This window comes from Labrenzia sp. THAF82, assembly GCF_009363435.1.
In the GTDB taxonomy this organism is placed as follows: domain Bacteria; phylum Pseudomonadota; class Alphaproteobacteria; order Rhizobiales; family Stappiaceae; genus Roseibium; species Roseibium porphyridii.
In genome coordinates, this window is record NZ_CP045354.1 from 5,250,738 (window position 1) to 5,271,959 (window position 21,222).

The following is a 21,222-nucleotide window of genomic DNA, read 5'->3' on the forward strand; positions in this document are numbered from 1 at the left end:
GTCGCGAAAAGGAAGACGTTTGCGCATGCCCAAGCGACCCAAGGATCTCGTCGGCGAGACCTACAGTTCTTTTCATGTTCTAGCTGCCAAGCGTGGCGACGGACTGCATCCACTCATTCTTCAAGCGCTCAGCAAATCGGGAAATGTTGCGGGCCCTCCCCGTCCCTCCGAACGAACCGACGACATGGTGGTGTCCGTTGACTTCAGACTGTCCGGGTCATCGGCCTTGAAAAACGGCAAGGCAGCCTCATGAAGTCAGTACTCATCGCGATGCATCTGGTTGCCTGTGAGCCAGAGCTGCTGATTTGTCAGGACGTTTCGGTGGAAGCAAAACGCTGGCAGGACATGGAAACCTGTCAGAACGATCGTGGCCACGAAATGCAAAAAGCACAGGAAATATTGCCGGAATGGGCTGTGGTGATGTCCCGCTGCCGATATCTCATTGGAAGAGACCGTCGTACCACGCCGATGTTCTGATGCCGTCAAAGCGAACAAAGCCGTGACTTGCCCTTGGTGGTCGATCTACCGTACAAGTCTTCCGGCACACTTGACCTTGCAACACAGCAGCAGACGCAATGATGAACCGTTACGAAAATCCGCGCATTCCAAGCGAGGCCCGCGTCCGATACCTGGATGGCGACTACCAAGTGGAAACACCCGGCACATTCGTGCGATGCGCTGTGACCGGTACGGCAATTCCGCTTGATGAGTTGAAATACTGGTCCGTAGACCGGCAGGAAGCCTATGTAGATGCCAAAGCTTCCATGAAACGGTATCTGGAAACGCGCTAGACGCGCAGACCTCGCTCAGGTCTTGAAGCTCCGCAGTCGCAATTTTTCACGGATCAGGTTCATCAACCGGTCCTCGTCGTCGATGTCCATGCGCACATCCACGACGATTGCGGTCGATGCGATCCAGTGAAAGAGCTCCCCTTCAGTCGTCTCCAGTCTCGCCATGTCTTTGGACGTGGTAACGAGCTGTAGTCCTTCCTCTTCGGCTTCAGTCAGCAAAGTTCTGACATCCGCCTGGCTATAGAGGTGGTGGTCTGCAAAGGCCCGCGCTTTCTTCACCTGGTAACCGAGGCCTTTCAACGCATCGAAAAACTTTTGCGGTCGGCCTATCCCGGCAAAAGCAAAGAGCTTCTGACCTTCAAGTGCCTTGTCCTTTTGAGCGCGAATATGCGCGTGCAGAATCGGCAAGCCTTTGCGACCTGCCAGATGAATGGCGGTTTCCGCTTCGTTTCCGTCCCCAACCAGAACAAGGCAATCGGCTTTCAGGATCTGCCTGTCCGCCGGGGCCCGCAAGGGACCTGCAGGCAAACAGCGGCCGTTCCCGAAGCCAACGGTGCAATCCACCAGTATCAGGCTCAAATCCTTTTTGAGTGTAGGGTTCTGAAACCCGTCGTCCATCAGAAGAACATCGATTGACTGCTCTTCGGCCAGCCTTGCCCCTTGCGGACGGATTGCCGAAACGACCGTCGAACCGTGACGGGCAAGGAGCAGAGCTTCGTCGCCAACCTCTGCAGCATCATGCAGATCAGGATCTACCAAAACTGGCCCTTTGGTGCTACCGCCATACCCACGCAACAGAAAGCCAGGCGTATAGCCTTCCTCGCGCAGCCGAAAAGCCAACTCGATTGCGAACGGAGTTTTCCCGGTGCCACCGACTACGAAATTACCGATACAAATGACGGGCAGTCGGCTCTCCGCTTTCGGCTTGGCCAACATGCGCCTACCCGCAACAAGACCGTAAATCCAGCCAAAAGGCGCCAGAAGAGCGCCGGCAACAGAGAACCCTTGTTGCCACCAGAAGTCGGGCGCTTTGCTCACGCCGCACCTCCCGCTGCGTCCGTCGATTTCAAGTAGGGTTTTAACGCTGCAAGCGTTTTGTCCAGAGCGCCCCGACCTGCCTCGACGAGTTCGCGTGCCCTTGTTGCCTGACGTTTGGCAGCTTCCGGATCTTTGAACAGAGCTTCGACACTTGCGCTCAAATTGTCTGGTGAAGACACTCTCAATGCCCCCTCATGTTTCCAGAAGTCTTTGTAGACAGCTCTCGCGTTGGAGACCCTTGGGCCGGTCACGAGAGCCGATCCACACAATGCAGCCTCAACCGGATTGTGCCCGCCCGCTTCAGTATAGGAACCACCGAGAAATGTGACCGGGGCCAGTCGATAAAAAAGTCCCATCTCGCCGAGTGTATCGCCAAGATAGACTTGTGTTTCGGGCAAAATTTCTTCACCGGAGCTGCGGCGGGAAAAGGTCAGGCCCCTAACCTGCAACATTTCGCAGATCTGATCAGCTCGTTTAGGGTGCCTTGGGACAAGGATGAGAAGCAGATCGGAATTCGCGCGTCGAAGTTCATCAAATGCGTCCAATGCGTAATCATCTTCGCCGGGGTGGGTTAGCGCTGCCAGCCAGATCGGCCGTTGACCTGCTTGACCCTTCAATGTCCTGAAGGCGCTCTCATCAAGCGCTGGCTCTTCTGCATCGAATTTAAGATTGCCCGGCATCTCGACCTTACGGCAACCCAAATGCCGAAACCTTTCAGCGTCTGCCTCGCTCTGTGCCAAAACAAAGTCCAGGCACTGAAACAGATACCGGGCTACGCCGCGCAAAATCGACCAGTTCCGATGTGATTTGTCAGACAGACGACCATTCACGAGCAAAAAGGGAATGGGCCGGCGGCGCATTTCATCGAAAAGGCAGGGCCAGATCTCAGATTCAACCACCATGGCAAGGTCAGGTAGCCACTTGTCCAGAAAGCTTGCAATCGGCGCCGGTGCGTCGAAAGGCATGAATTGATGGTTCGCCCCGGCCGGCAAGCGCTTTTGTGCCAGTTCCGCAGCCGTAACCGTCACCGTGGTCAGCAGAACCTTGTTGCCGTCGCTGATCAAGGCATCGACCAAAGGCAGCACCGAGACGGTCTCGCCCACACTCGCAGCGTGAATCCAGACCAGTTTACCTTCTGGGCGGACAACATCCGCCTTGCCGAACCGTTCGCTCTTTCTCTCGGGGATTTCCTTTCCAGACCGACTGCGCAGCCAGAAAAGAACGTGGAACAAGGGGGTCAGGGCTGCCGCTAGAGCCCGATAGGCTGTCACAAGAACGGGACGCGGATCAGCCATCGGCCCTTCCGACAATCTCATAGGCACGTGTCGTCGCCTTGTTCAGCCCGTCCTCGACCTGTTGTCTGTAGGCCTCGAGCGCATCGTCCTCGATTTCCGACGGCACCCAGATCAGCTCGCTGGTTGCAATTGCGCCTCGCCCGAAAGGCAGGTTCACGCTGGCCTTGTCCCAACTGTTCAGTTCGATACTGCGACTGGTGGCAACCGCCACAGGCAGGATCGGCCTGCCCGAGTGTTTCGCCAGTTGAACGATGCCGACACCGGATTGGCGCGCAGGTCCCTTTGGCACGTCAGCAGTCATGGCTATGCTGAACCCGTCTTTCAAAGCCCGCAGAGCTTCGATAAATCCGCGCATGCCTCCGCGCTTCTTGATTTGGCGCGCGTTTCGGCCACCCGATGCCCTGATAAGACCAAGACCGAGTTTTCGAGCAGCGATCGCATTCACTTCGCCGTCTGCGGATCTTGAAATCATGACCTTCGCCGGCCAGCTGGAAGGCTTGGCAAACGGCACCATGAAATGTTGACCGTGCCACATGGCAACGATCACCGGCAGATCAGCTTCCGTTTCCTCATGTACGCCTTTCGGCTCAATCGTGAACCGGTTGGTGTGATAGACCAGCTTGAGATAACCGGCGAGCACAGAACCGACTGCAGAGAGAACCCAAGGTTGACGGCCGAGGCGTTTGATCATTTTTCTTGTCGCCTAAGAACGACCAATCAGGCCGTTGTGTCCGGGTCCAGCAAGCGATGCAGGTGGACCACAAAATAGCGCATGTGCGCATTGTCGACCGTTGCCTGCGCCTTGGCCTTCCAGGCCTTGGAGGCTTCAGCATAGTTCGGGTAAATGCCGACGATATCCAATTCATCCAAATCCCGGAAGGTCAGTCCTTCAGGCGACTCCAGCTCACCGCCGAACACCAGATGCAGCAGCTGTTTGGGGCTGTCGGTCTCGCTCATGGATATCCTCACTGTTTGTCGATGCAATCCGCTCAGGATCTGATCATTTCACCAAGAACCGCTCGAACCGGTTCGATCAGCGCTTCCGGTGCAGCAATCAATCCTGGATGTCCGGTCTTGGTCCGGTTGTAAACAAGGTTCCGGCCGGAAAGGTCGGTCAGCCTGCCGCCCGCTTCCTGCACCAAAAGATCAGCTGCTGCAAGGTCCCAATCGCTTGGCCCGCCCCGTGCGGCGCCGACATCGACGCGTCCAGCTGCCACAATCGCCAGGCGATAGGCCAGCGAGCGCAGGATTTCCGTACCGCTAAATCCAGCCGCCATCACATCTTTGTTGGCAACAATCGAATGTGGCCCGGACAAGGTTGCCCCTTCAACACTCTGCTTCGGAGAAACGGAAATTTTTTCTCCATTCAAAGTGGTCCCGCCTCCGGCACGCGCGGCAAACAATTCGTTTCGGCGCGGACAAAAGACGACGCCAGCGGTCGGGCGCCCCTGTTCGACAACCGCCAGAGAGACCGTCCACTCGTCTCCACCTGCCAGAAATGCTCTTGTTCCGTCTATCGGATCGACAATGAAAGTCCGCTCGCAACCCAGACGGCTTTTGTCGTCTGCCGTTTCTTCCGAAAGCCAGCCATAGTCAGGCCGTGCTCCGCGCAATTCCTCGGCAAGCAACCTGTCAACTGCCAGATCCGCCTCAGACACTGGAGAGCGGTTGTTCCCTTTGAACCAGGTTTCAGGGTCGCATCCGAAATAGCTGAGCGCCAATTCTCCAGCCTTATGCGCCGCGTCTTCCAGAAGTCGCAGATCAAGGTCGAGCCAGGAGTGATTATTGCCCGTGTCAGCTTCCAGCAAGTGCCATCCCTTCGATCATGACAGACGGGGCTGCACTCGAATACCGGTTGTCCAGATCGCTGCCAGGCACAAGGCGTTTGAACATGTCGTTCAGGTTTCCTGCGATGGTGATTTCACTGACAGGTTCGACAATTTTTCCGTTCTCAAACCAGAAACCGGCGGCACCACGGGAATAGTCTCCGGTCACTCCGTTGACGCCATGGCCAATCAGGTCGGTGACAAGCAGGCCTTCGCCAGCGTCCGTCATAAGCTCTTCCAACGATTTTTCGCCCGGCATCAGCGTGATATTGGTCGGACCGGGAGATGTACCACTGCCGCCTCGGTGAGCGCGGCCGTTGGGTTTCAGATCCAGTTCACGTGCAGAGGCGCCATCAAGGAACCAGTGTTGCAACACTCCGTCACTGACCATTTCAAGCACATCAGCGCGTGTACCTTCTCCATCGAAAGGCCTTGTCGCTGCACCTCGGCGCTTGAAGGGATCATCGACGACACGAATGCCCGGCGCGAACACCGCTTCACCCATTCGGTCTTTCAGGAAACTTGTTTTGCGCGCAATCGCAGCTCCGTTGATTGCACCAACCAGGTGCCCGAGGATGCTGCGCGCTGCGCGAGACTCATAAATGACATTTGCGGTTCGGGTCGAAAGCTTTTGCGGATTCAGCCTGCGTACCGCGCGTTCACCGGCACGCAGTCCAACCTCTTTTGGACGGTCCAGATCCGCGAAGAAAGTCCTGCTGTCGAAATCATAGTCCCGTTCCATGCCGGTGCCTTCGCCTGCGACTGCTGTCATAGACATGCCGTATCGCGAAGATATATAAGACCCTTCGAAACCATGGCTTGTTGCAAGCACTATTCCTGCAAGTCGCCAAGACGCTGAAGCCCCGCCGGACTTGCTGACGCCGTCCACATCGAGACCTGCTGCCTCCGCTTCAAGCGCAATGTCCGTCAGTTCGTCGGCCGTCAGTTCCTTGTCGTCCAACAACTCCAGTACCGGGAATTCCTTCACCAGCAGCTCCGGGTCCGCAAGACCGGCAAAGGGGTCTTCCGGCGCGACCTTGGCCATCGAAACTGCGCGTTCGGCAAGACTGGCCGGATCGTCAAGACGGTTTGCTGAAACGGCTGCGGTACGTTTGCCGACAAAGACCCGCAGTGTGACGTCGTCACCCTCGGCACGTTCGGTTTCTTCAACCTTGCCTTCGCGCACGTCAACCGAGAGCGATACTCCGGTGACTGCGACAGCGTCGCAGGCATCGGCTCCTGCTTGCCGCGCAGCTTCCACTAGCCGTGCTGCGCGAGACTGCAATTCACTTTGATCGATCAGTTCCGACATTTGATCCGCTCTTGTGCCATCAGGTCTGGCTGTTGTTTACGCTTCGCACCGTTCAGCTGCAACAGCCAGCTTGAGATGCCAACAATCTGTTTCATTCCGAACCAGAAACGCCGGAAGGCATTCACTCCGGCGCAACACTGCGATGCTGCACCGGCGTGACAGGTTCGACACCTCCTATGTGTGCTGCTTCTAGGGCAGATCAATGGAAGTCCGCAGAAACACTAGGCGTTTTGAGCACCACTCGCACTCTCGCTAAAGTAGTATCAACACGTTCCCGACACAGGTCTGAATCAGGTCTTACCGTGCCACTTACAAACCAGTAACCCTCTTTAAAAACAGACTTTTTTAACTCTGTCTCTTAAGCGCTTTACGACCTTTCCCCCTTAGATTGAAAGACATCGAGAGACCAAAAGGTCCGGTGGAGAGTTACTTGAGACGTCAAACAGAAAAACAGGAAACGGCAGCAACCGGGACAGCGGCAGAAACAATGCCGCATCCCGGTTGTCTTCCGGTACGCTTTCAGCAACGACTGGAATCGCGTCCGGGAACACCTTCTCTTCCCGCGGACATTGTTCTTGATCGCGAAAGAGCAATCATCAAGCGCCGTGTTGCAGGTGTTCCGGTCAACCTCGTCGTGCCGACGGAAGCATTCGATGGTGTGATGGTCCGGATAATTCCAGGCGACGTGCCAGGCGAAATCCAGGCTGCCCTGATTCTCAAACATCACGATAGCGCCCTATCCATCACGCTTGCGGAGACTGAAAACTCCGATGACCTCGCGATCCTCTGGAGCCGGTGGGCACAGGTCTTCAATCTGCCGATGCTTGTATGCGATCTGGGCGGCAAGGTGAAACCGATCGACGCATTTCGTGCCGTTCCCGCAGCGCAACCGGCCCCTCGCCGTCAATTGCGGATGCTGACCGGCCGAAGACCAAGGTTCTTGAACAAGAGAGTGGTCGGAAGGCCAGCCACAACCTCGGTCTGCCATAGCAGCGAACGCGAGATCATCGCCCGCACCTAGGCATGGGTTTCGAAAGATCAGGACAGGCACCAAATGGCTCCGCAAAGCGGAGCCATTGCTTATTTATAGCCAGGTAACGAAGGCATCTATGACAAACCCTGTGAACAGGATCCAGCCATAGGTTCCATTGGAACGAAACAAGCGGAGACACTGATCACCATCGTCAATATCCAGCGCGACGATCTGCCAGCCGAGGTGAATGACGCCGGCGAGAATTCCGATAAAGGCGGCTGGCCCCGCATCGGCCAAGACAGCTGCGGTCGCAAAAAGCAGCGTGGCCAGAGCATACAGAACAATCAATGCAGGTTTGGTTCGCGTTCCAAAAAGGCGTGCGGTGGATTTCACGCCGACCAGAGCATCGTCTTCCTTGTCCTGATGCGCATAGATCGTGTCATAGCCGATTGTCCAGCAAATGCCGCCCACGTAAAGGAACACCGGCGCCCACGTGAGCGAACCGAATTCGGCGGCCCATCCCATGAATGCGCCCCAGGAAAATGCGAGACCCAGAAAAAGCTGCGGCCAATTGGTAAACCGCTTCATGAAGGGATAAATCGCGACCGGCAGCAATGACACGATCCCGAGCAAAATCGAAAACGTGTTGAACTGAAGCAACACGATCAGGCCAACCATAGCCTGAAGGAAAAGGAACACCTTCGCTTGCAGTCTTGAGACCTGCCCGGCTGGAATTGGCCGTGAACGGGTCCGCTCCACCTGTGCATCGATATCAACATCAACCAGGTCGTTGTAGGTGCAGCCCGCACCACGCATTGCCACCGCTCCGATGAAGAAGAGAGCAAGGTGCCACAGGTTCGGCCAGCCCTGACCGGCAGCAATTGCCGCAAGCGCGGCAGACCACCAACAGGGCCATAGCAGCAACCACCAACCGATCGGCCGTTCCCAACGTGCCAGCCGCGCGAATGGACGCAAGGACGACGGCAGGCTTGTGTCGACCCAGTGCTTTTTCACCGCATCAGCGACAGGCCCCGTATCCTTGGTGGAAAAAATCATGACACTTCACACTCGGTTTGCATTGACCGGTTGCCCAACGCGAATTTCGAACAAAGTTGGATCGCCCCCGGCATTTCTACCGATTATTTGGATGAAATTCATCCTGCAAGGGGTCATAGTGACACTGTCTTGGTGTGGGTTTGTCGAAAAACGGCGGAATTGCTCGGTTCCTGAAAGATATTCGGTTGCCGATTCGCCGTAACCAAGGAGTGCAGTGTGTATTTTTCTCCAAAATTTGCAGTCAGTGTTTTCTTATCCTTAGCTATCGGCCTCAGCACCCTCCCGACCAGCTCTTTTGCTCAAAAGCCACCGCCCCCACCCAAGCACGGGGATGGCAAACCACCTCCGCGTCCAGGTGACGACCGGCCACCAAAACGCGGAGGCAAGGAAGTCAACGAAAGCAAGATAGATTCCGGTGGTTCTCGACAAGTGCTCGGTGAAGTCTGGGTCGACAACTGGTTCAAACTTTACATCAATGGCAAGCCGCTACTGGAAGACAGCGTCTCAATCAGAACCGAGCGTTCGTTCAATGCCGAGCGTTTTGAATTCGGCTCAGACTTCCCGATGACGATTGCCTTCGAGTTTCGCGATTTCATGGAGAACGAAACCGGACTTGAATATATCGGCTCCCGGCGCCAGCAATTGGGCGACGGAGGCGCCATCGCACAATTCAAGGACGTTGCCAGCGGAAAACTGATTGGCGCCACAGAAGGCGACTGGCGATGCCTGACGGTACAAGCCGCTCCTGCAGACGCATCCTGTGCACGCGAACGCAATCCCGATGTGTCTCAGGCGGTCTGCGCGCAGACCCGCGTCGAGGTTCCGGGGAACTGGACAGACCCAGGGTTTGACGACAGCAACTGGCCGAAGGCGAGTGTCTATAGCACCCGCGATGTCGGACCCAAGGACGGCTACAACCAGATCCAGTGGGACAGTTCTGCGAAGCTTATCTGGGGCAAGGATCTGAAGAAGGACAATATTGTCTATTGCCGCGCAACATTTGGCGGCTGACGCTCGTACGACCGGCCCAGGCGCACACTGTGCCTGGGTTGTCTTCCAGCACTGAAAAACCGGCATCCGCCAGGTCGGGGCAAAGCGGTCCGATTGCAGGCTTCAACCGTGCATGCTAGACCCCGCTCAATGTTGGCGATCAGCCCTTCAGGCAAGTCGTCCTTCCAGCGTCACCTACTCTCAGAGACCTGCAATTCATGAAACTCCTTCTGATCGGATCCGGCGGCCGCGAACATGCACTTGCATGGGCACTGGCAAAGTCTCCCAGATTGACAAAACTCTACGCGGCTCCCGGCAATGCGGGTATCGCAGATGTTGCGGAGTTGACCGATCTGAATGTTTCCGACCACCAGGCGGTTGTCACGTTTTGCAAAACCCACGACATCGACCTGGTCGTTGTCGGGCCGGAGGCTCCTCTGGTCGCCGGACTTGTGGATGACCTCGACACTGCCGGCATAAAGGCGTTTGGGCCGAGAATGGCCGCAGCCCAACTTGAAGGCTCCAAAGCCTTTACAAAGGGCGTTTGCGACGAAGCCAATATTCCGACAGCAGGGTATGGCCGTTTCGAAGACGCAACGGGTGCACTGGCCTATGTCCGGCAGCAAGGCGCACCGATTGTCGTCAAGGCTGACGGGCTGGCGGCTGGCAAGGGCGTGGTTGTTGCTATGACGCTGGACGAAGCTGAGGACGCCGTGAAGGCCTGTTTTGACGGATCATTCGGTGATGCGGGTGCGGAAGTCGTAATCGAAGAATTTCTGGACGGAGAAGAAGCCAGTTTTTTTGTTCTTTCCGATGGAACCGACGCCTTGCCTCTGGCGACGGCGCAAGATCACAAGCGTGCTTTTGATGGCGACGAAGGCCCAAACACTGGTGGCATGGGCGCTTACTCACCCGCACCAGTTCTGACCGACGAGATTGTTGCGGACGTGATGGAGCGGATCATCAAACCGACAATCACGACGCTTGCCGGACGCGGCACCCCGTTCAAGGGCGTTCTCTATGCGGGATTGATGATTACAAGCGACGGACCAAAGCTGATTGAATACAATACGCGCTTTGGCGATCCGGAGTGCCAGGTCCTGTTGATGCGTCTGAAAAGCGATCTTTTGGACCTGTTGGAGGCGAGCGCTGACGGGACACTCGGCAAGACCAGTGCGGATTGGCACGACAGCGTTGCCCTGACCGTGGTGATGGCAGCAAAGGGTTATCCGGGGTCCTATGCAAAAGGCACCGAAATTCGTGGACTTGACCAACTCGGAAGTGAGAAGCTTCAGGTCTTTCATGCCGGAACGCAGTTGAAGAACGGAACGCTTTGCTCAAATGGTGGCCGGGTGCTGAATGTGACTGCACTTGGCGACGATGTCCGCGAAGCACAACAAAATGCCTATGAAGCCGTCAACCAGATCGATTGGCCGGACGGATTTTGCCGAACCGATATCGGCTGGCGAGCAATCGACCGCGAAACCAGTTCATGAGTTGCAGAGCCGTCAATGTATTGGACTTGGCAGGCACTCCCCACCTCCGATAGCTTAAACCGGCAGGCGGAGGACTCATTTTGGCTAACGAATTTCCTGACCTGTTTCCAGGTTTCAAGAGTGAAACTGTGGAAACGGAAGAAGCACAGTTGTTCTGCCGTGTTGGCGGATCCGGCCCACCTTTGGTGCTTTTGCACGGTTATCCGCAATCACATACCTGTTGGCACAAGGTTGCACCTCTTCTTGCTGAGCGATTTACGCTCGTGCTTCCCGATCTGCCGGGGTATGGCAGTTCGTCCATTCCGGCCCTAAGCCAGGACCATCACGCTTATTCAAAACGGACTATGGCCAATAGCATCGTAGAATTGATGCGTCTGCTCGGTTTCGATAAATTCCATCTTGCAGGACACGACCGTGGTGGTCGCGTTGCCTACCGCCTGGCGCTGGACCATCCGCACGCTGTCAGCCGCGTGGCCGTGCTCGATATTTTGCCAACCTTCGACTACTGGGAAAAACTCGACCGGCAATTTGGGCTCAAGGTCTACCATTGGATGTTCCTGGCCCAACCAGCCCCTTTCCCCGAAAAGCTGATTGCTGCGTCTCCAGTCCGCTTTCTGGAACACACACTCGCCAGTTGGACTGGCAACAAGAACCTTGATTGCTTTTCCGAAGAAGCATTGGACGACAATCGAGCCTGGTTTCGAGATCCGGATCGCATTTCAGCAACCTGCGAGGACTACCGGGCCGGTGCCACGATCGATTTCGAGCACGACAGTCTTGACCACCAGGCCGGCAACCAGATCCTGGTCCCTTTGCTTGCGCTTTGGGGCGAAAAGGGCATTGCCACCAGTGTCGAGAGCCCGCTCGACGTCTGGAGATCCTGGTGCCCACATGCAGAGGGCCATCCAGTTCCCGGTGGTCACTTTCTCCCAGAAGAAGCCTGGCAAGAAACCGCAGACGCATTGCGGAAATTCTTTACAGGCTGAGCAAAAACCAGCCTGACCTTCACTACTACTTTAGATTGCCGCCTGATTTTTTCATTTCAAGATAGTTTTCGGGTAAATTTTTCCGACTGAGAGCCATTTGCTCTTAACACTATTTAACAAATGCATTCAAAACAATTTAACCAATAGAGTTTATTGAAGAATTAGGCGGTGAGTGTTCACAAAAACAGACTGCGAATTTGCAGTTACTTCAAATACGAACATCACAGCCGGGGGATTGTGCGGTTTTAGAACCGGCGGTGCGGGTGGCTAGTGTGGGCGAGCAAGTAAACGAGGACAAGGAACAGCTGCGTGCGGGCAAACCCTGCCGACGTGGTCTGAGCGCTTGCCTGGATCAGCTCCTTGCGAAATGGAGCGTGGACGATTCCCAATTTGAAAGACCGTTGCGCGGTGTTTTCCTTTCATTCCTCGTGTTGATCGTCGCCGTCCTTTGCATTCAAAACATCGCTTCAGGCTACCGCAACCTGCTTGAGCCTCAGGAAGCCGTCATCCGGACAACCGAGCGACTGCTGACGCAGCAACGCGCGTTTGGAACGCAGATGCTTGATCGCGCGGTCCGTGAAATCAGTTCCGATAAGAATCTTCAAAATGCCATCCAGCGGCATGACACCGGCACAATCCGTGCCATCGCCGACAAAATTATGCTGGCTGCTCCGGAAGGCAGCAGTGTTGCAGAATTCACAATCTATGGTGCGGACCAGAAACCGATTTACAGTTCGAGAAGCCCCGTTGTTGCAGAGCCGGCCCACTTGGCATTTCAAAATGACTTGAGTGCAAATCTGACACGCAACACGAGCAACATAGAATTGAGTATCGACGGAAAATTTGTGGTCAGTGTCTTCCAGGCCTGGACCGTCGATGGCAACCTTTTCGGATACTTGAAACTCGCCGTCGACATTGAGCGCTCGCTTGTCGTTGCCGGGGCCGCAGTCGACGCTGAACTCGTCAACTTAAGCAAGATGGACATTCCCCAAAGCCTGAATGGTCAGCAGATCAGTTCTCGCGTCCTGGGCGAACCGATGAAAACCGAATTCAATTTCAGTGCGCTGACCAATTCGGCGACCGGTCTGCTCAATCTGGACCGGTTCTATTTCCAGAATTCACAGGTTTTCATTGTCCACGAACTGCCTGTACGTGCAGCGATGCCCGGACATGACGCAAAGCTGATCCTGGTGAAGAACATCACCGATCATTTCTGGGCATTTCTTCAAGGGGCCTTGCTCACGCTTTCAGCCGGTGGCGGCATTGCACTTCTTGCCTGGATCGTGATCCGCCGATTGCTCTCCAGACTTCAAAGATCCGTGCAAACCACCCATTCACGCCTGACGGGCATGGTCGCAGAAAATACACGGCAATTGGAAGAGAGCGCTTCGCAACTGCTCGAAGCCCAACGCATCGCCGGAGTTGGCAGCTGGGAACGTGACCTGAAAACCGACCTTTTCAATGGGTCTGAAGAGTTCTTCCGGATCACCCGCATATCGCCCGACCAGCCGGGGGGCAAAATCCGCCAACAACTGCTCGATCTTGTGCCTGAAAAGGAACGATTGCGGAACCTTGAGGTGGTTCGAGAGGCGATTGAAAACCGAAGCGAGTTCGAGTTCGAACATTCCCTGATTTTTGCGCCGGACGACTGCCGCAGCATTTATGTTCGCGGCTATGTCATGGCCGGACCAGATGGCGACGCCACAAAGATCGTCGGGATTATCCATGACATCACCGACCGCCAGAAGGCGGAACGCCAGAGCCAGCTTTTGGCCAACATTCTGGAATCGTCTCTGAACGAGATCTACATTCTGAACGTTGATACCTTCCGCATCGAATACGCAAACAGGTGTGCGATCGACAATCTTGGATTTGATCTCGACGAGCTGAAGTCACGCCGGATCTGGGACATCAACCCGCTCTATGATCAGGAAACCGTGCGCAGGCATGTAACTCCCTTGCTCAAGGGGGTGCGTGGCAACCTGTCGATCGAAAGCGAACACAGACGCAAAGACGGCAGTGAGTACCCGGTCGATCTTCGGGTTCAGATCCTGAAGGACCACGATCGCAATCTGTTTGTAGCGATTGCAAACGACGTTTCGGACCGGGTCCAGAGAGAAAAGGAAACCCGAGAGGCCAAGATAAGGGCGGAGCGCCTTGCCTATTTCGATCCGCTCACGAAACTGTCCAATCGTGCCGGATGCCAGCGGGACGCCAAGTCGCTCTTTGCCAGAGACGACAAACCGTCCTTTCTCATTCATGTGGACATGGATGGCTTCAAGCGCGTCAACGACACGCTCGGTCACCTTGCCGGGGATCATTGCCTTGAAGAAACCGGCAGGCGGCTCAGGGAAGTCTGCCGCGGTCTCGGCACTCCTTATCGGTGGGGTGGAGACGAGTTTGTTATTCTTGCGGACAGCAGCACATCCGATCCAAATCAGCTTTGTGAGCGCGCAAGGCGTCTCATGCGCCAGCCGATGGAATTCAATGGCAATCGCTTCTGGCCTACCGTCAGTATGGGGATTGCGCTCTGTCCGGACGATGCAGACAGTTTCGACACCCTTCTGGTAAACGCGGATCTGGCGCTCTACCAGTCAAAGGAAAACGGCAAAGATCGCTACACGTTCTTCAAAACAAACATGAAGGCGGAGAGCGAAACCGAGGCCCAAATCGAGCTTGAGCTTCATGATGCCGTCAAACACGATCAGTTTTATCTCGTCTTCCAGCCTCAGGTGAATTTGCGAAGCCAGGCGGTTACCGGCGTTGAAGCACTGATACGATGGACCCATCCAGAGAGGGGCGAGCTCTCACCCGGCGAGTTTTTACCTGTTGTCGAGAAAAGCAGCCTTGCCCCCATCCTTGGCGAGATCGTCATCGACAAAGCACTGGCGGCGGCAAAGAGCTGGCTCGACAGTGGCATCAACTTCGGCAGAATTTCCATCAATGTATCACCAGCTCATCTGGCCTCTGGCAAACTGGTTGAACACTTCAGCGCCGCAATGGAACGCCATGGCGTCAGCCCAGAAAAGGTCACTGCAGAAGTTCTGGAATCGGTGTTTCTGAATGACAATGGATCAGGACACCTTGAGGCTCTGAAAGAACTCTATGATCTCGGCGTCCATATAGAACTGGACGATTTTGGTACGGGTTACGCATCCCTGACGCATGTTGCCGATCTTCCGATCAACGGTCTGAAGATCGACCGTTCCTTTACGCGCCAGATGCTTCAGGACGCAAAGAAGGAAGCTGTCGTCAATCAGCTGATACATCTGGCCCGCTCGTTGAATATTGGCGTGGTTTGCGAGGGCGTCGAGACAGAGGCGCAATACGACCGGTTGCGCATGATGGGCGACTTCTCCATTCAGGGTTTCCTGATTGCCAAACCCATGGTCTTCGATCAGGTGACAAACTGGATTTCGGAATCGAGCGACGACTTGTACTTCGTCCTTTAAGAGCGTTGCTCAAGGCCTTTGGCTTGGCAATGCATGCGCCACTCCCCATGTGCTTGAGTGTAGTCACAACAGGACGATACTTATGCAATCCGACACTTCCCACCCCAAGATCGGGCTTGCGCTTGGAGGCGGTGGCGCGCGTGGTCTCGCTCATATTCCAGTTCTAGAAGCCCTGGACGATCTGGGTCTAAGACCGACACAAATCGCCGGCACTTCCATTGGCGCGATCATGGGGGCCGCTTATGCAAGCGGCCGTAGCGGAGAGCAAATTCGAGAAATTACTCTCAAGACGTTCTCGGATCGAAATGCGGTCCTTTCCCGCCTTTGGCAACTCAGGCCGAAGAAGTTTGCTGATATGTTCCGCTCAGGACCGGTTCAGTTCGACCCGGAAGGCGTCCTGGAGGTGTTCATTTCAGAATTTCTTCCAGGCACCTTCGAAGACCTGGATATCCCCCTCAGGCTGATCGCAACCGACTTTTTCGGCTGTCGGGAGGTCGACTTCGATTCGGGGCCTCTTCTTCCTGCGATTGCAGCTTCGATTGCAATACCCGCCGTTTTCAGGCCGGTACGTCACAATGGACGTCATCTGATCGATGGCGGCGTTGTGAACCCGTTACCTTTTGATGGCTTGCGGGATAGATGCGATATTGTCATCGCCGTTGATGTCGTCGGCGCCCCGATACCACGCCCAAACAGCGACGACATCAACATGCTGGACAGTCTCTTCGGCTCCTCACAGATCCTTATGCAAACGATCACAAAGCAAAAACTCAAGTTGGATCAGCCAGATATACTGGTTCGCCCACCGCACGACACCGTCCGTGTTCTTGATTTCTTGAAAGCTGATCGCATTCTGAACAAGGCGGAGCCATTGCGAGATCAAACAAAGGAACAACTGTCAGCACTGATAAAAGAAACAGCGCTCGTTACTTGAGAGCAACATGAGCATATTTAACAAGAACGATCACTCTTGTTATCACAATTACTTTATTTAATAGTTCATTAATAAAACGCATAAATACTTTTCCTATCTTATTAGGAGAAGGTCTATGCGGCCAGTTGGTTCTACAGATTTGGAAGACTGCCCTGTTTCCGAAGATTTGCTGAAGCGATTGCTCGAAGCAACGCTGAGTGCAGTCTCCGACGTGGGCGATCAGCTGCCGGAGCGCCAACGCGCAGCCCTGGCTGTTTATTGTTATCGTCGGTCACATTTTCGCAAGCTGGGCCTGTCGCTTGCCAGCCATTGCAGCAAGCAAGCCATGATTCTGGAAGCTGGCCATGCCGGCGAGATGATTCACATGCAGGCAACAGATGACAAGAAGGCGCTGGAGATCGAACGGCAATCCACGCCCAAAGGGGGAAAGGCCCCCGTCAGCCTTTACGTGGTTTGAACACTCAGTTCCGGGGCTGGTCCTTCCTCCCACCCGCCCCCACCTCAGGCAACCGCCTTCGCAAATCCGTGCGAACGGTTGCCTTTTCTTTTGGCAGCATCGAGAAAAACGATCAAGTTCTCGCCAAAGCAACACAGATACGTCTCTAGTCGCTTGCCCTGACAGTCCGACCCGCTAACTTAAGGTCATGGCAGTCTTCAGGGAGAGCGCATCATGACCCGGGACGTTCCGGACCTATTTAAGACGTTGGCTCACGGCCTTGGCCAAATCCGCTCGGTTTCGATGCTGATCGGTTGCATTATGGCAGTTGCATTTGTTCAGCCAGCAATGGCCATTTGCCAATTGGTTGCAGACGCCCCCTACCGGCAATTGCTCCCTGGTGAAGCGAGGGTCTGGAACGCATCGCTGCAGGCGGGCGAAGTCCAGATTCGCTATATCGGACACTCCACTTTCGAATTGGAAACACCCAAGGGGGTGCGAATTGCGACGGACTACAACGACAGCGTTCGTCCATTTCTGCCACCGACCGTTGCCACGATGAACGGTGCGCACAGCACGCACTATTCGCTCAATCCGGACCCGAGCATCGAGCATCTTCTATATGGCTGGAACCCGGATGGCGGGGCAATGGACCATGACATGACGGTGGAAGATGTCCGGATCCGCAATATCCAGACCAATATACGTGGCTGGGACGGTGAAACCCGACGGCTCGGAAATTCCATCTTTGTTTTTGAGATTGCCGACCTGTGCATTGCCCATCTCGGTCACCTGCACCACAGGCTAACAAAGGAAGACCTGACCAGACTGGGGCAGATAGATATTGTGTTTGCCGCCGTGGACAACACATCGACATTGCGTCTGGACAGTCTCATGGATGTGCTGGAAAGCATCGGTCCGGCCATGGTTATTCCGATGCATTTTCACTTTGCCGGTGCACTTCAGGCGTTTACCGGGCGCGCCGCAGAAGCCGGGTATGAGATTGTTCGCGCAGAAAATGCCAAACTCATTGTCAGCCGTGCCAGTCTGCCTACCAAACCAACCGCATACATCATGATGCCTGGCGGCGCGTGAGTTAGGGCGCATAGCGCAGAAAGAGAACCTGACTGTCCCCGGCTTGCCGTCGGTCAACTTCGGCAAAGCCTTCGGGTGTTTCAATGTCGGCACTTGCCCGCTCTTCCAGTACACAGACTGCGTCCGTCTTGAGCCAGCCTCCGGAACCAGCTGACTGCAGTGCCTTTTCACCGAGGCCCTTGTCATAAGGCGGATCGGCAAAGAGAATGTCGAACGGTTCGATCGTACCAGGTTCGCCCAGGCGGGTTGCGTCCCGTCGGAAGATTTTCGCCGCTCCGTTAAGCCCCAGACTTTCCATGTTGCGCCGGATCACTCCGCGCGCTTCAGCCCCCTCTTCTATGAAGGTGCAATGGCGCGCTCCTCTGCTGATGGCTTCAAAGCCGAGCGCTCCGGTTCCGGCAAACAAGTCCAGAACGCGCGCGCCTTCGAATTCCATTCCCAAGCCGTGCGCGAGAATGTTGAAGATCGTCTCGCGCAGTCTGTCGCTTGTCGGACGGGTTCCCTGAGATTTGGGCGCCGCAATCGCGGCGCCCTTGAAGCGCCCTGCGACTATTCTCACGAACGGTCTCCGCGACGCGGTCCCCGACCGCCCTTGGGTGGGCCACGCCGCTCCTCTTTGTCTCGAGTGCTTCGGCTTTCCTGCTGCTTGTCGTCAACGAGGCCATCCTCACTCCAAATCCGACGCTGAGGAGGGCTGCGTCGCTCTTGGTCCATGTCCTTGCGGGGCCTGGGTGCTGAAGTCATGCGGAAACGGGAACGTGGAGACACCTTTTCCTGACGCTGACCGCTATTCTTGCGTGGCGCCTTACCCTGTTTGCGATCCGCACGTTCGCTCTTGGCAGCCTTTTTCCGGTCTGTTTCTGTCTTGCCTTCACGCGCCGTCAGCCACTTGCCCTGGCCTTCTTCGCGTCGGCCGCCGGATTTGCGGTCGTCTCTGCCACCGCCAGACCGTTTTGTGGCCGACGTCTTTTCAGCTTCCTGTTTGGGTGTATGAAAGATCGGTGCGTCGAAGTCTGCTCCAGCCTCTTCGGCCAAGGCCTCGCCAAGCTGATCCCGCAATACGCGCCCGCGAATTTCGCGAACATCATTTTCCGGCAGATCCATGAGCTGAAACGGTCCATAGGACACGCGGATCAGTCGGTTCACGGCAAGACCGAGATGTTCAAGCACACGCTTCACCTCCCGGTTCTTTCCTTCCCGCAAGCTGACGGTCATCCAGACGTTTCCGCCCTGCTCCTTGTCAAGCACAGCTTCGATCGCACCGTAAAGAACACCATCGATAGCAACACCGTCCTGCAACCCATTCAGATCGGCCTGCGTGACTTTGCCAAAGGCACGAACACGGTACCGTCTCAACCAACCGGTGGCAGGGAGTTCAAGAACCCTCGCGAGCCCGCCGTCATTGGTTAAGAGCAACAGACCTTCCGTGTTGATGTCGAGCCGCCCAACTGTCAGCACACGAGGCAGATCGTCCGGCAACCTGTCGAAGACAGTAGGGCGTCCCTCAGGGTCCTTGTTCGTCGTCACAAGCCCACGCGGCTTGTGATAAAGCCAAAGCCTTGTTCTTTCCCGGGTCGGTAGAGCTGTTCCGTCCACAAGGACCTTGTCGTCCGGCGTCACCGTGACTGCCGGTGTGGTGAGAACCTGACCGTTCAGTTCAACCCGGCCGTTGGCAATCCAGGTTTCTGCTTCGCGGCGCGAACACAGGCCTGCGCGCGCCATAACCTTGGCAATCCGCTCGCCTCGAGAGCCGGTTTCGTCGGTCGTGCTGCGCGGCGCAGGCATAGCCGCGCTTTTCTTTGGGCCGTCTTTCTTCGCACCTTGTGGCCCACGCCGTTTTGAAGGTGCACGATTGTCGCGCGCTCGCGGGTTCACCGAACCGGGGCGCTTGGGGGGAGTTTTTCTTGTCGTCATGGCCGCGTCATAGCAGAGCTTTGCCTTTTCTGAAATCGCTTGTTGCATTCACAGGCTGCAAAGGCGCTGACACCCAGGCGCATAGCTCGGTCGAAAAGAAGAAATTACGGGGCTGACTGTATCGGCTTTTGCGATTAAACACGAACTTTCTTCGCCTCTCCAAAAGGGCCCTGAGACAATAAATGACCAGCGGTCAGCACCCCCAACGTGACAAGACATTCATGGATCTTGCGCTTGAAGAGGCGGAAAAAGCCTCCAGCCGCGGAGAAGTGCCGGTGGGCGCCGTGCTGGTCAGAGGAACCAGTATCCTCGCGCGGGACGGCAACCGAACCCTTGAACTCAACGACCCCACGGCGCACGCCGAAGTTCTGGTCATCCGCAAAGCCTGTGCATTGCTGAATTCACAGCGACTACTTGATTGCGATCTGTACGTGACGCTGGAACCTTGCACCATGTGCGCAGGCGCTATCTCGTTTGCCCGTATACGCAGGCTCTACTACGGCGCTGGCGACGAGAAAGGTGGCGCGGTTGATCATGGCGCTCGTTTCTTCGATCAGCCGACCTGCCATCATGCTCCCGATACTTATTCCGGTATAGGCGAGGTTCAGGCAGCGAAACTTCTGAGAGCTTTCTTCAACTCAAGGCGTCGAAACTGATGCGCACCGGTCTTGCCGGTACGGAGGATTTATTCATCGGCTTTGGTCTTCTCCCAGGCATCAAGAACCGCCGGCCACAGACCTTGTGACCAGAGATTGTTGTGGGCCGCACCTTCGACGATCAGGATCTCTTTGGGATCTGCAGCGCGTTCAAACAACCGTTTTCCGTGTTCAACGGGAATCACGAAATCTTCCGTGCCATGGACGATCAGGATCGGCACCTGGACATTTCCAATACGCTCGCGTGTCGGCATCTGGTCGATCATGAGCAGCCCGACGGGCAACCAGGGATATTGTTCGTATGCCCTGTCGACCAACGCCGTATATGGCGCTTCAAGGACAAGCAAATCTGTGTCCGGCTGATCTGCAGCTATCGCGGTTGCAACGCCTGTTCCCATACTCTCGCCATGGATGATGATCCGATCCGTAAGAGCTGCCACGGCTTGGAAGTGTTCCCGGCCATCTGAAATCAAATCAACTTCCGTCGGGCTGCCTTCGCTGCCTGCATAGCCTCTATAACTGGGCGCGTAGAGCCCGAAGCCACTGTCGAGGATCTGTTTGAAGCGAGATGCGCGCGTGGACACATTTCCGGAATTGCCGTGAAAATAAAGAACCGTCGGAGCACCCTCGACCGCTGGCGCAGCTGACCAGACGCTGATTTGTGTGCCGTCTGCCATGGTCACAGTTTCAACTGCTACCTGGTCAAGCCCGGCCTCCGCGGGGTCAGACAACTCTCCCGTCGGTACAAACAGAAAGCTGCGCTGGTTCAGATACATGAAGCCTGCTGCCATCGTGTACGCAATCGCCACGACGACAGTCAGATTGACCAACAGCTTGCGGACACGCTTTCCCGAACCGGATGGTGTTGCCCTGGCATTCAGGGCCGGATCGTTTTCAGCTTCGGACATGCACGTATCTCAAATCAGTTTCCGGAATTCTCATTTGTGTGTTGTTGCCGGCGTCGGCATCGCG

The 21,222-nt window shown here is 55.7% G+C and carries 22 protein-coding genes; 12 read left to right on the plus strand and 10 right to left on the minus strand.

The window, feature by feature from the left end:
- Positions 1–25 precede the first annotated feature (25 nt).
- The 3 genes from FIV00_RS24045 (at position 26) to FIV00_RS24055 (ending at position 791) form a co-directional block, all read left to right on the plus strand.
- Entirely contained in the window at positions 26–253 is a 228-nt protein-coding gene (locus FIV00_RS24045) for a hypothetical protein (protein WP_152503126.1), read from the plus strand.
- Positions 250–477 carry a hypothetical protein gene (locus FIV00_RS24050; protein WP_152503127.1) on the plus strand — a complete coding sequence of 76 codons (228 nt, stop codon included), beginning with the start codon at positions 250–252 and terminating at the stop codon, positions 475–477. The genes FIV00_RS24045 and FIV00_RS24050 overlap by 4 nt, the downstream gene beginning before the upstream one ends.
- A gap of 98 nt (positions 478–575) precedes the next feature.
- Positions 576–791 (plus strand): DUF2093 domain-containing protein, encoded by a 216-nt coding sequence (locus FIV00_RS24055; protein WP_152503128.1) that lies wholly within the window; start codon positions 576–578, stop codon positions 789–791.
- Between the two features lie 15 nt (positions 792–806).
- On the opposite strand, the gene lpxK is transcribed toward FIV00_RS24055, so the two are convergent.
- Genes lpxK through FIV00_RS24085 form a run of 6 tightly spaced genes read right to left on the minus strand, consistent with a single transcriptional unit; the run spans position 807 to position 6,262 of the window.
- Positions 807–1,829: a tetraacyldisaccharide 4'-kinase gene (gene lpxK, locus FIV00_RS24060; protein WP_152503129.1), complete on the minus strand. Its 1,023-nt coding sequence runs from the start codon at positions 1,827–1,829 to the stop codon at positions 807–809.
- Positions 1,826–3,124, minus strand: a complete 1,299-nt coding sequence (locus FIV00_RS24065) for a 3-deoxy-D-manno-octulosonic acid transferase (protein WP_152503130.1) — start codon at positions 3,122–3,124, stop codon at positions 1,826–1,828. The genes lpxK and FIV00_RS24065 overlap by 4 nt, the downstream gene beginning before the upstream one ends.
- Positions 3,117–3,815, minus strand: a complete 699-nt coding sequence (locus FIV00_RS24070) for a lysophospholipid acyltransferase family protein (protein WP_152503131.1) — start codon at positions 3,813–3,815, stop codon at positions 3,117–3,119. Before FIV00_RS24070 ends, FIV00_RS24065 begins: the two co-directional genes overlap by 8 nt.
- Positions 3,816–3,841: 26 nt before the next feature.
- Positions 3,842–4,081: a DUF4170 domain-containing protein gene (locus FIV00_RS24075; protein WP_152503132.1), complete on the minus strand. Its 240-nt coding sequence runs from the start codon at positions 4,079–4,081 to the stop codon at positions 3,842–3,844.
- Between the two features lie 32 nt (positions 4,082–4,113).
- Positions 4,114–4,932 (minus strand): 3'(2'),5'-bisphosphate nucleotidase CysQ, encoded by an 819-nt coding sequence (locus tag FIV00_RS24080; RefSeq protein WP_173006129.1) that lies wholly within the window; start codon positions 4,930–4,932, stop codon positions 4,114–4,116.
- Positions 4,919–6,262 (minus strand): TldD/PmbA family protein, encoded by a 1,344-nt coding sequence (locus FIV00_RS24085; RefSeq protein ID WP_152503133.1) that lies wholly within the window; start codon positions 6,260–6,262, stop codon positions 4,919–4,921. Before FIV00_RS24085 ends, FIV00_RS24080 begins: the two co-directional genes overlap by 14 nt.
- Before the next feature lie 430 nt (positions 6,263–6,692).
- On the opposite strand from FIV00_RS24085, the gene FIV00_RS24090 reads away from it, so the two are divergent.
- Positions 6,693–7,283: a DUF6101 family protein gene (locus tag FIV00_RS24090; protein ID WP_209006687.1), complete on the plus strand. Its 591-nt coding sequence runs from the start codon at positions 6,693–6,695 to the stop codon at positions 7,281–7,283.
- 63 nt (positions 7,284–7,346) lie between these two features.
- On the opposite strand, the gene ubiA is transcribed toward FIV00_RS24090, so the two are convergent.
- Positions 7,347–8,291, minus strand: coding sequence for a 4-hydroxybenzoate octaprenyltransferase (gene ubiA, locus FIV00_RS24095; RefSeq protein ID WP_152503134.1), 945 nt, complete (start codon positions 8,289–8,291; stop codon positions 7,347–7,349).
- A gap of 216 nt (positions 8,292–8,507) precedes the next feature.
- On the opposite strand from ubiA, the gene FIV00_RS24100 reads away from it, so the two are divergent.
- The 7 genes from FIV00_RS24100 to FIV00_RS24130 all read left to right on the plus strand — a co-directional run bounded on the left by FIV00_RS24100 (position 8,508) and on the right by FIV00_RS24130 (position 17,680).
- Entirely contained in the window at positions 8,508–9,302 is a 795-nt protein-coding gene (locus FIV00_RS24100; protein WP_152503135.1) for a PEBP family protein, read from the plus strand.
- Between the two features lie 197 nt (positions 9,303–9,499).
- Positions 9,500–10,777 (plus strand): phosphoribosylamine--glycine ligase, encoded by a 1,278-nt coding sequence (gene purD, locus FIV00_RS24105; protein WP_152503136.1) that lies wholly within the window; start codon positions 9,500–9,502, stop codon positions 10,775–10,777.
- Between the two features lie 80 nt (positions 10,778–10,857).
- Complete coding sequence (locus FIV00_RS24110; protein WP_152503137.1) at positions 10,858–11,763, plus strand: alpha/beta fold hydrolase; 906 nt, start codon at positions 10,858–10,860, stop codon at positions 11,761–11,763.
- A 272-nt stretch (positions 11,764–12,035) separates the two neighbouring features.
- A complete protein-coding gene (locus FIV00_RS24115; RefSeq protein ID WP_209006688.1) occupies positions 12,036–15,215 on the plus strand; it encodes a bifunctional diguanylate cyclase/phosphodiesterase in 3,180 nt (1,059 codons plus the stop codon).
- Positions 15,216–15,297: 82 nt separating this feature from the next.
- Positions 15,298–16,149: a patatin-like phospholipase family protein gene (locus tag FIV00_RS24120; protein WP_152503138.1), complete on the plus strand. Its 852-nt coding sequence runs from the start codon at positions 15,298–15,300 to the stop codon at positions 16,147–16,149.
- Positions 16,150–16,264: 115 nt separating this feature from the next.
- On the plus strand, positions 16,265–16,606 hold the full coding sequence (locus FIV00_RS24125) for a hypothetical protein (RefSeq protein ID WP_209006689.1): 342 nt from the start codon (positions 16,265–16,267) through the stop codon (positions 16,604–16,606).
- Between the two features lie 213 nt (positions 16,607–16,819).
- Complete coding sequence (locus FIV00_RS24130; protein ID WP_209006690.1) at positions 16,820–17,680, plus strand: MBL fold metallo-hydrolase; 861 nt, start codon at positions 16,820–16,822, stop codon at positions 17,678–17,680.
- A 1-nt stretch (position 17,681) separates the two neighbouring features.
- Here the strand turns inward: FIV00_RS24130 and rsmD are convergent, their stop codons facing one another.
- Positions 17,682–18,239 carry a 16S rRNA (guanine(966)-N(2))-methyltransferase RsmD gene (gene rsmD / locus FIV00_RS24135; RefSeq protein ID WP_152503139.1) on the minus strand — a complete coding sequence of 186 codons (558 nt, stop codon included), beginning with the start codon at positions 18,237–18,239 and terminating at the stop codon, positions 17,682–17,684.
- Entirely contained in the window at positions 18,236–19,642 is a 1,407-nt protein-coding gene (locus FIV00_RS24140) for a pseudouridine synthase (protein ID WP_371419549.1), read from the minus strand. Before FIV00_RS24140 ends, rsmD begins: the two co-directional genes overlap by 4 nt.
- Before the next feature lie 134 nt (positions 19,643–19,776).
- Between FIV00_RS24140 and FIV00_RS24145 the strand changes: the two genes are divergently transcribed.
- Positions 19,777–20,250: a nucleoside deaminase gene (locus tag FIV00_RS24145; protein ID WP_152503140.1), complete on the plus strand. Its 474-nt coding sequence runs from the start codon at positions 19,777–19,779 to the stop codon at positions 20,248–20,250.
- Positions 20,251–20,279: 29 nt separating this feature from the next.
- Here FIV00_RS24145 and FIV00_RS24150 read toward each other — a convergent pair whose 3' ends face one another.
- Positions 20,280–21,158 carry an alpha/beta hydrolase gene (locus tag FIV00_RS24150; protein WP_152503141.1) on the minus strand — a complete coding sequence of 293 codons (879 nt, stop codon included), beginning with the start codon at positions 21,156–21,158 and terminating at the stop codon, positions 20,280–20,282.
- Positions 21,159–21,222: the final 64 nt, after the last annotated feature.

Coding starts and splice junctions, on each gene's coding strand:
- ubiA (WP_152503134.1), bottom strand. CDS start 8,291: ATGATTTTTTCCACCAAGGATACGGGGCCTGTCGCTGATGCGGTGAAA.
- FIV00_RS24050 (WP_152503127.1), top strand. CDS start 250: ATGAAGTCAGTACTCATCGCGATGCATCTGGTTGCCTGTGAGCCAGAG.
- FIV00_RS24075 (WP_152503132.1), bottom strand. CDS start 4,081: ATGAGCGAGACCGACAGCCCCAAACAGCTGCTGCATCTGGTGTTCGGC.
- FIV00_RS24045 (WP_152503126.1), top strand. CDS start 26: ATGCCCAAGCGACCCAAGGATCTCGTCGGCGAGACCTACAGTTCTTTT.
- FIV00_RS24145 (WP_152503140.1), top strand. CDS start 19,777: ATGACCAGCGGTCAGCACCCCCAACGTGACAAGACATTCATGGATCTT.
- purD (WP_152503136.1), top strand. CDS start 9,500: ATGAAACTCCTTCTGATCGGATCCGGCGGCCGCGAACATGCACTTGCA.
- FIV00_RS24120 (WP_152503138.1), top strand. CDS start 15,298: ATGCAATCCGACACTTCCCACCCCAAGATCGGGCTTGCGCTTGGAGGC.
- FIV00_RS24070 (WP_152503131.1), bottom strand. CDS start 3,815: ATGATCAAACGCCTCGGCCGTCAACCTTGGGTTCTCTCTGCAGTCGGT.
- FIV00_RS24085 (WP_152503133.1), bottom strand. CDS start 6,262: ATGTCGGAACTGATCGATCAAAGTGAATTGCAGTCTCGCGCAGCACGG.
- FIV00_RS24150 (WP_152503141.1), bottom strand. CDS start 21,158: ATGTCCGAAGCTGAAAACGATCCGGCCCTGAATGCCAGGGCAACACCA.
- FIV00_RS24130 (WP_209006690.1), top strand. CDS start 16,820: ATGACCCGGGACGTTCCGGACCTATTTAAGACGTTGGCTCACGGCCTT.
- FIV00_RS24125 (WP_209006689.1), top strand. CDS start 16,265: ATGCGGCCAGTTGGTTCTACAGATTTGGAAGACTGCCCTGTTTCCGAA.
- FIV00_RS24140 (WP_371419549.1), bottom strand. CDS start 19,642: ATGCAACAAGCGATTTCAGAAAAGGCAAAGCTCTGCTATGACGCGGCC.
- FIV00_RS24055 (WP_152503128.1), top strand. CDS start 576: ATGATGAACCGTTACGAAAATCCGCGCATTCCAAGCGAGGCCCGCGTC.
- FIV00_RS24065 (WP_152503130.1), bottom strand. CDS start 3,124: ATGGCTGATCCGCGTCCCGTTCTTGTGACAGCCTATCGGGCTCTAGCG.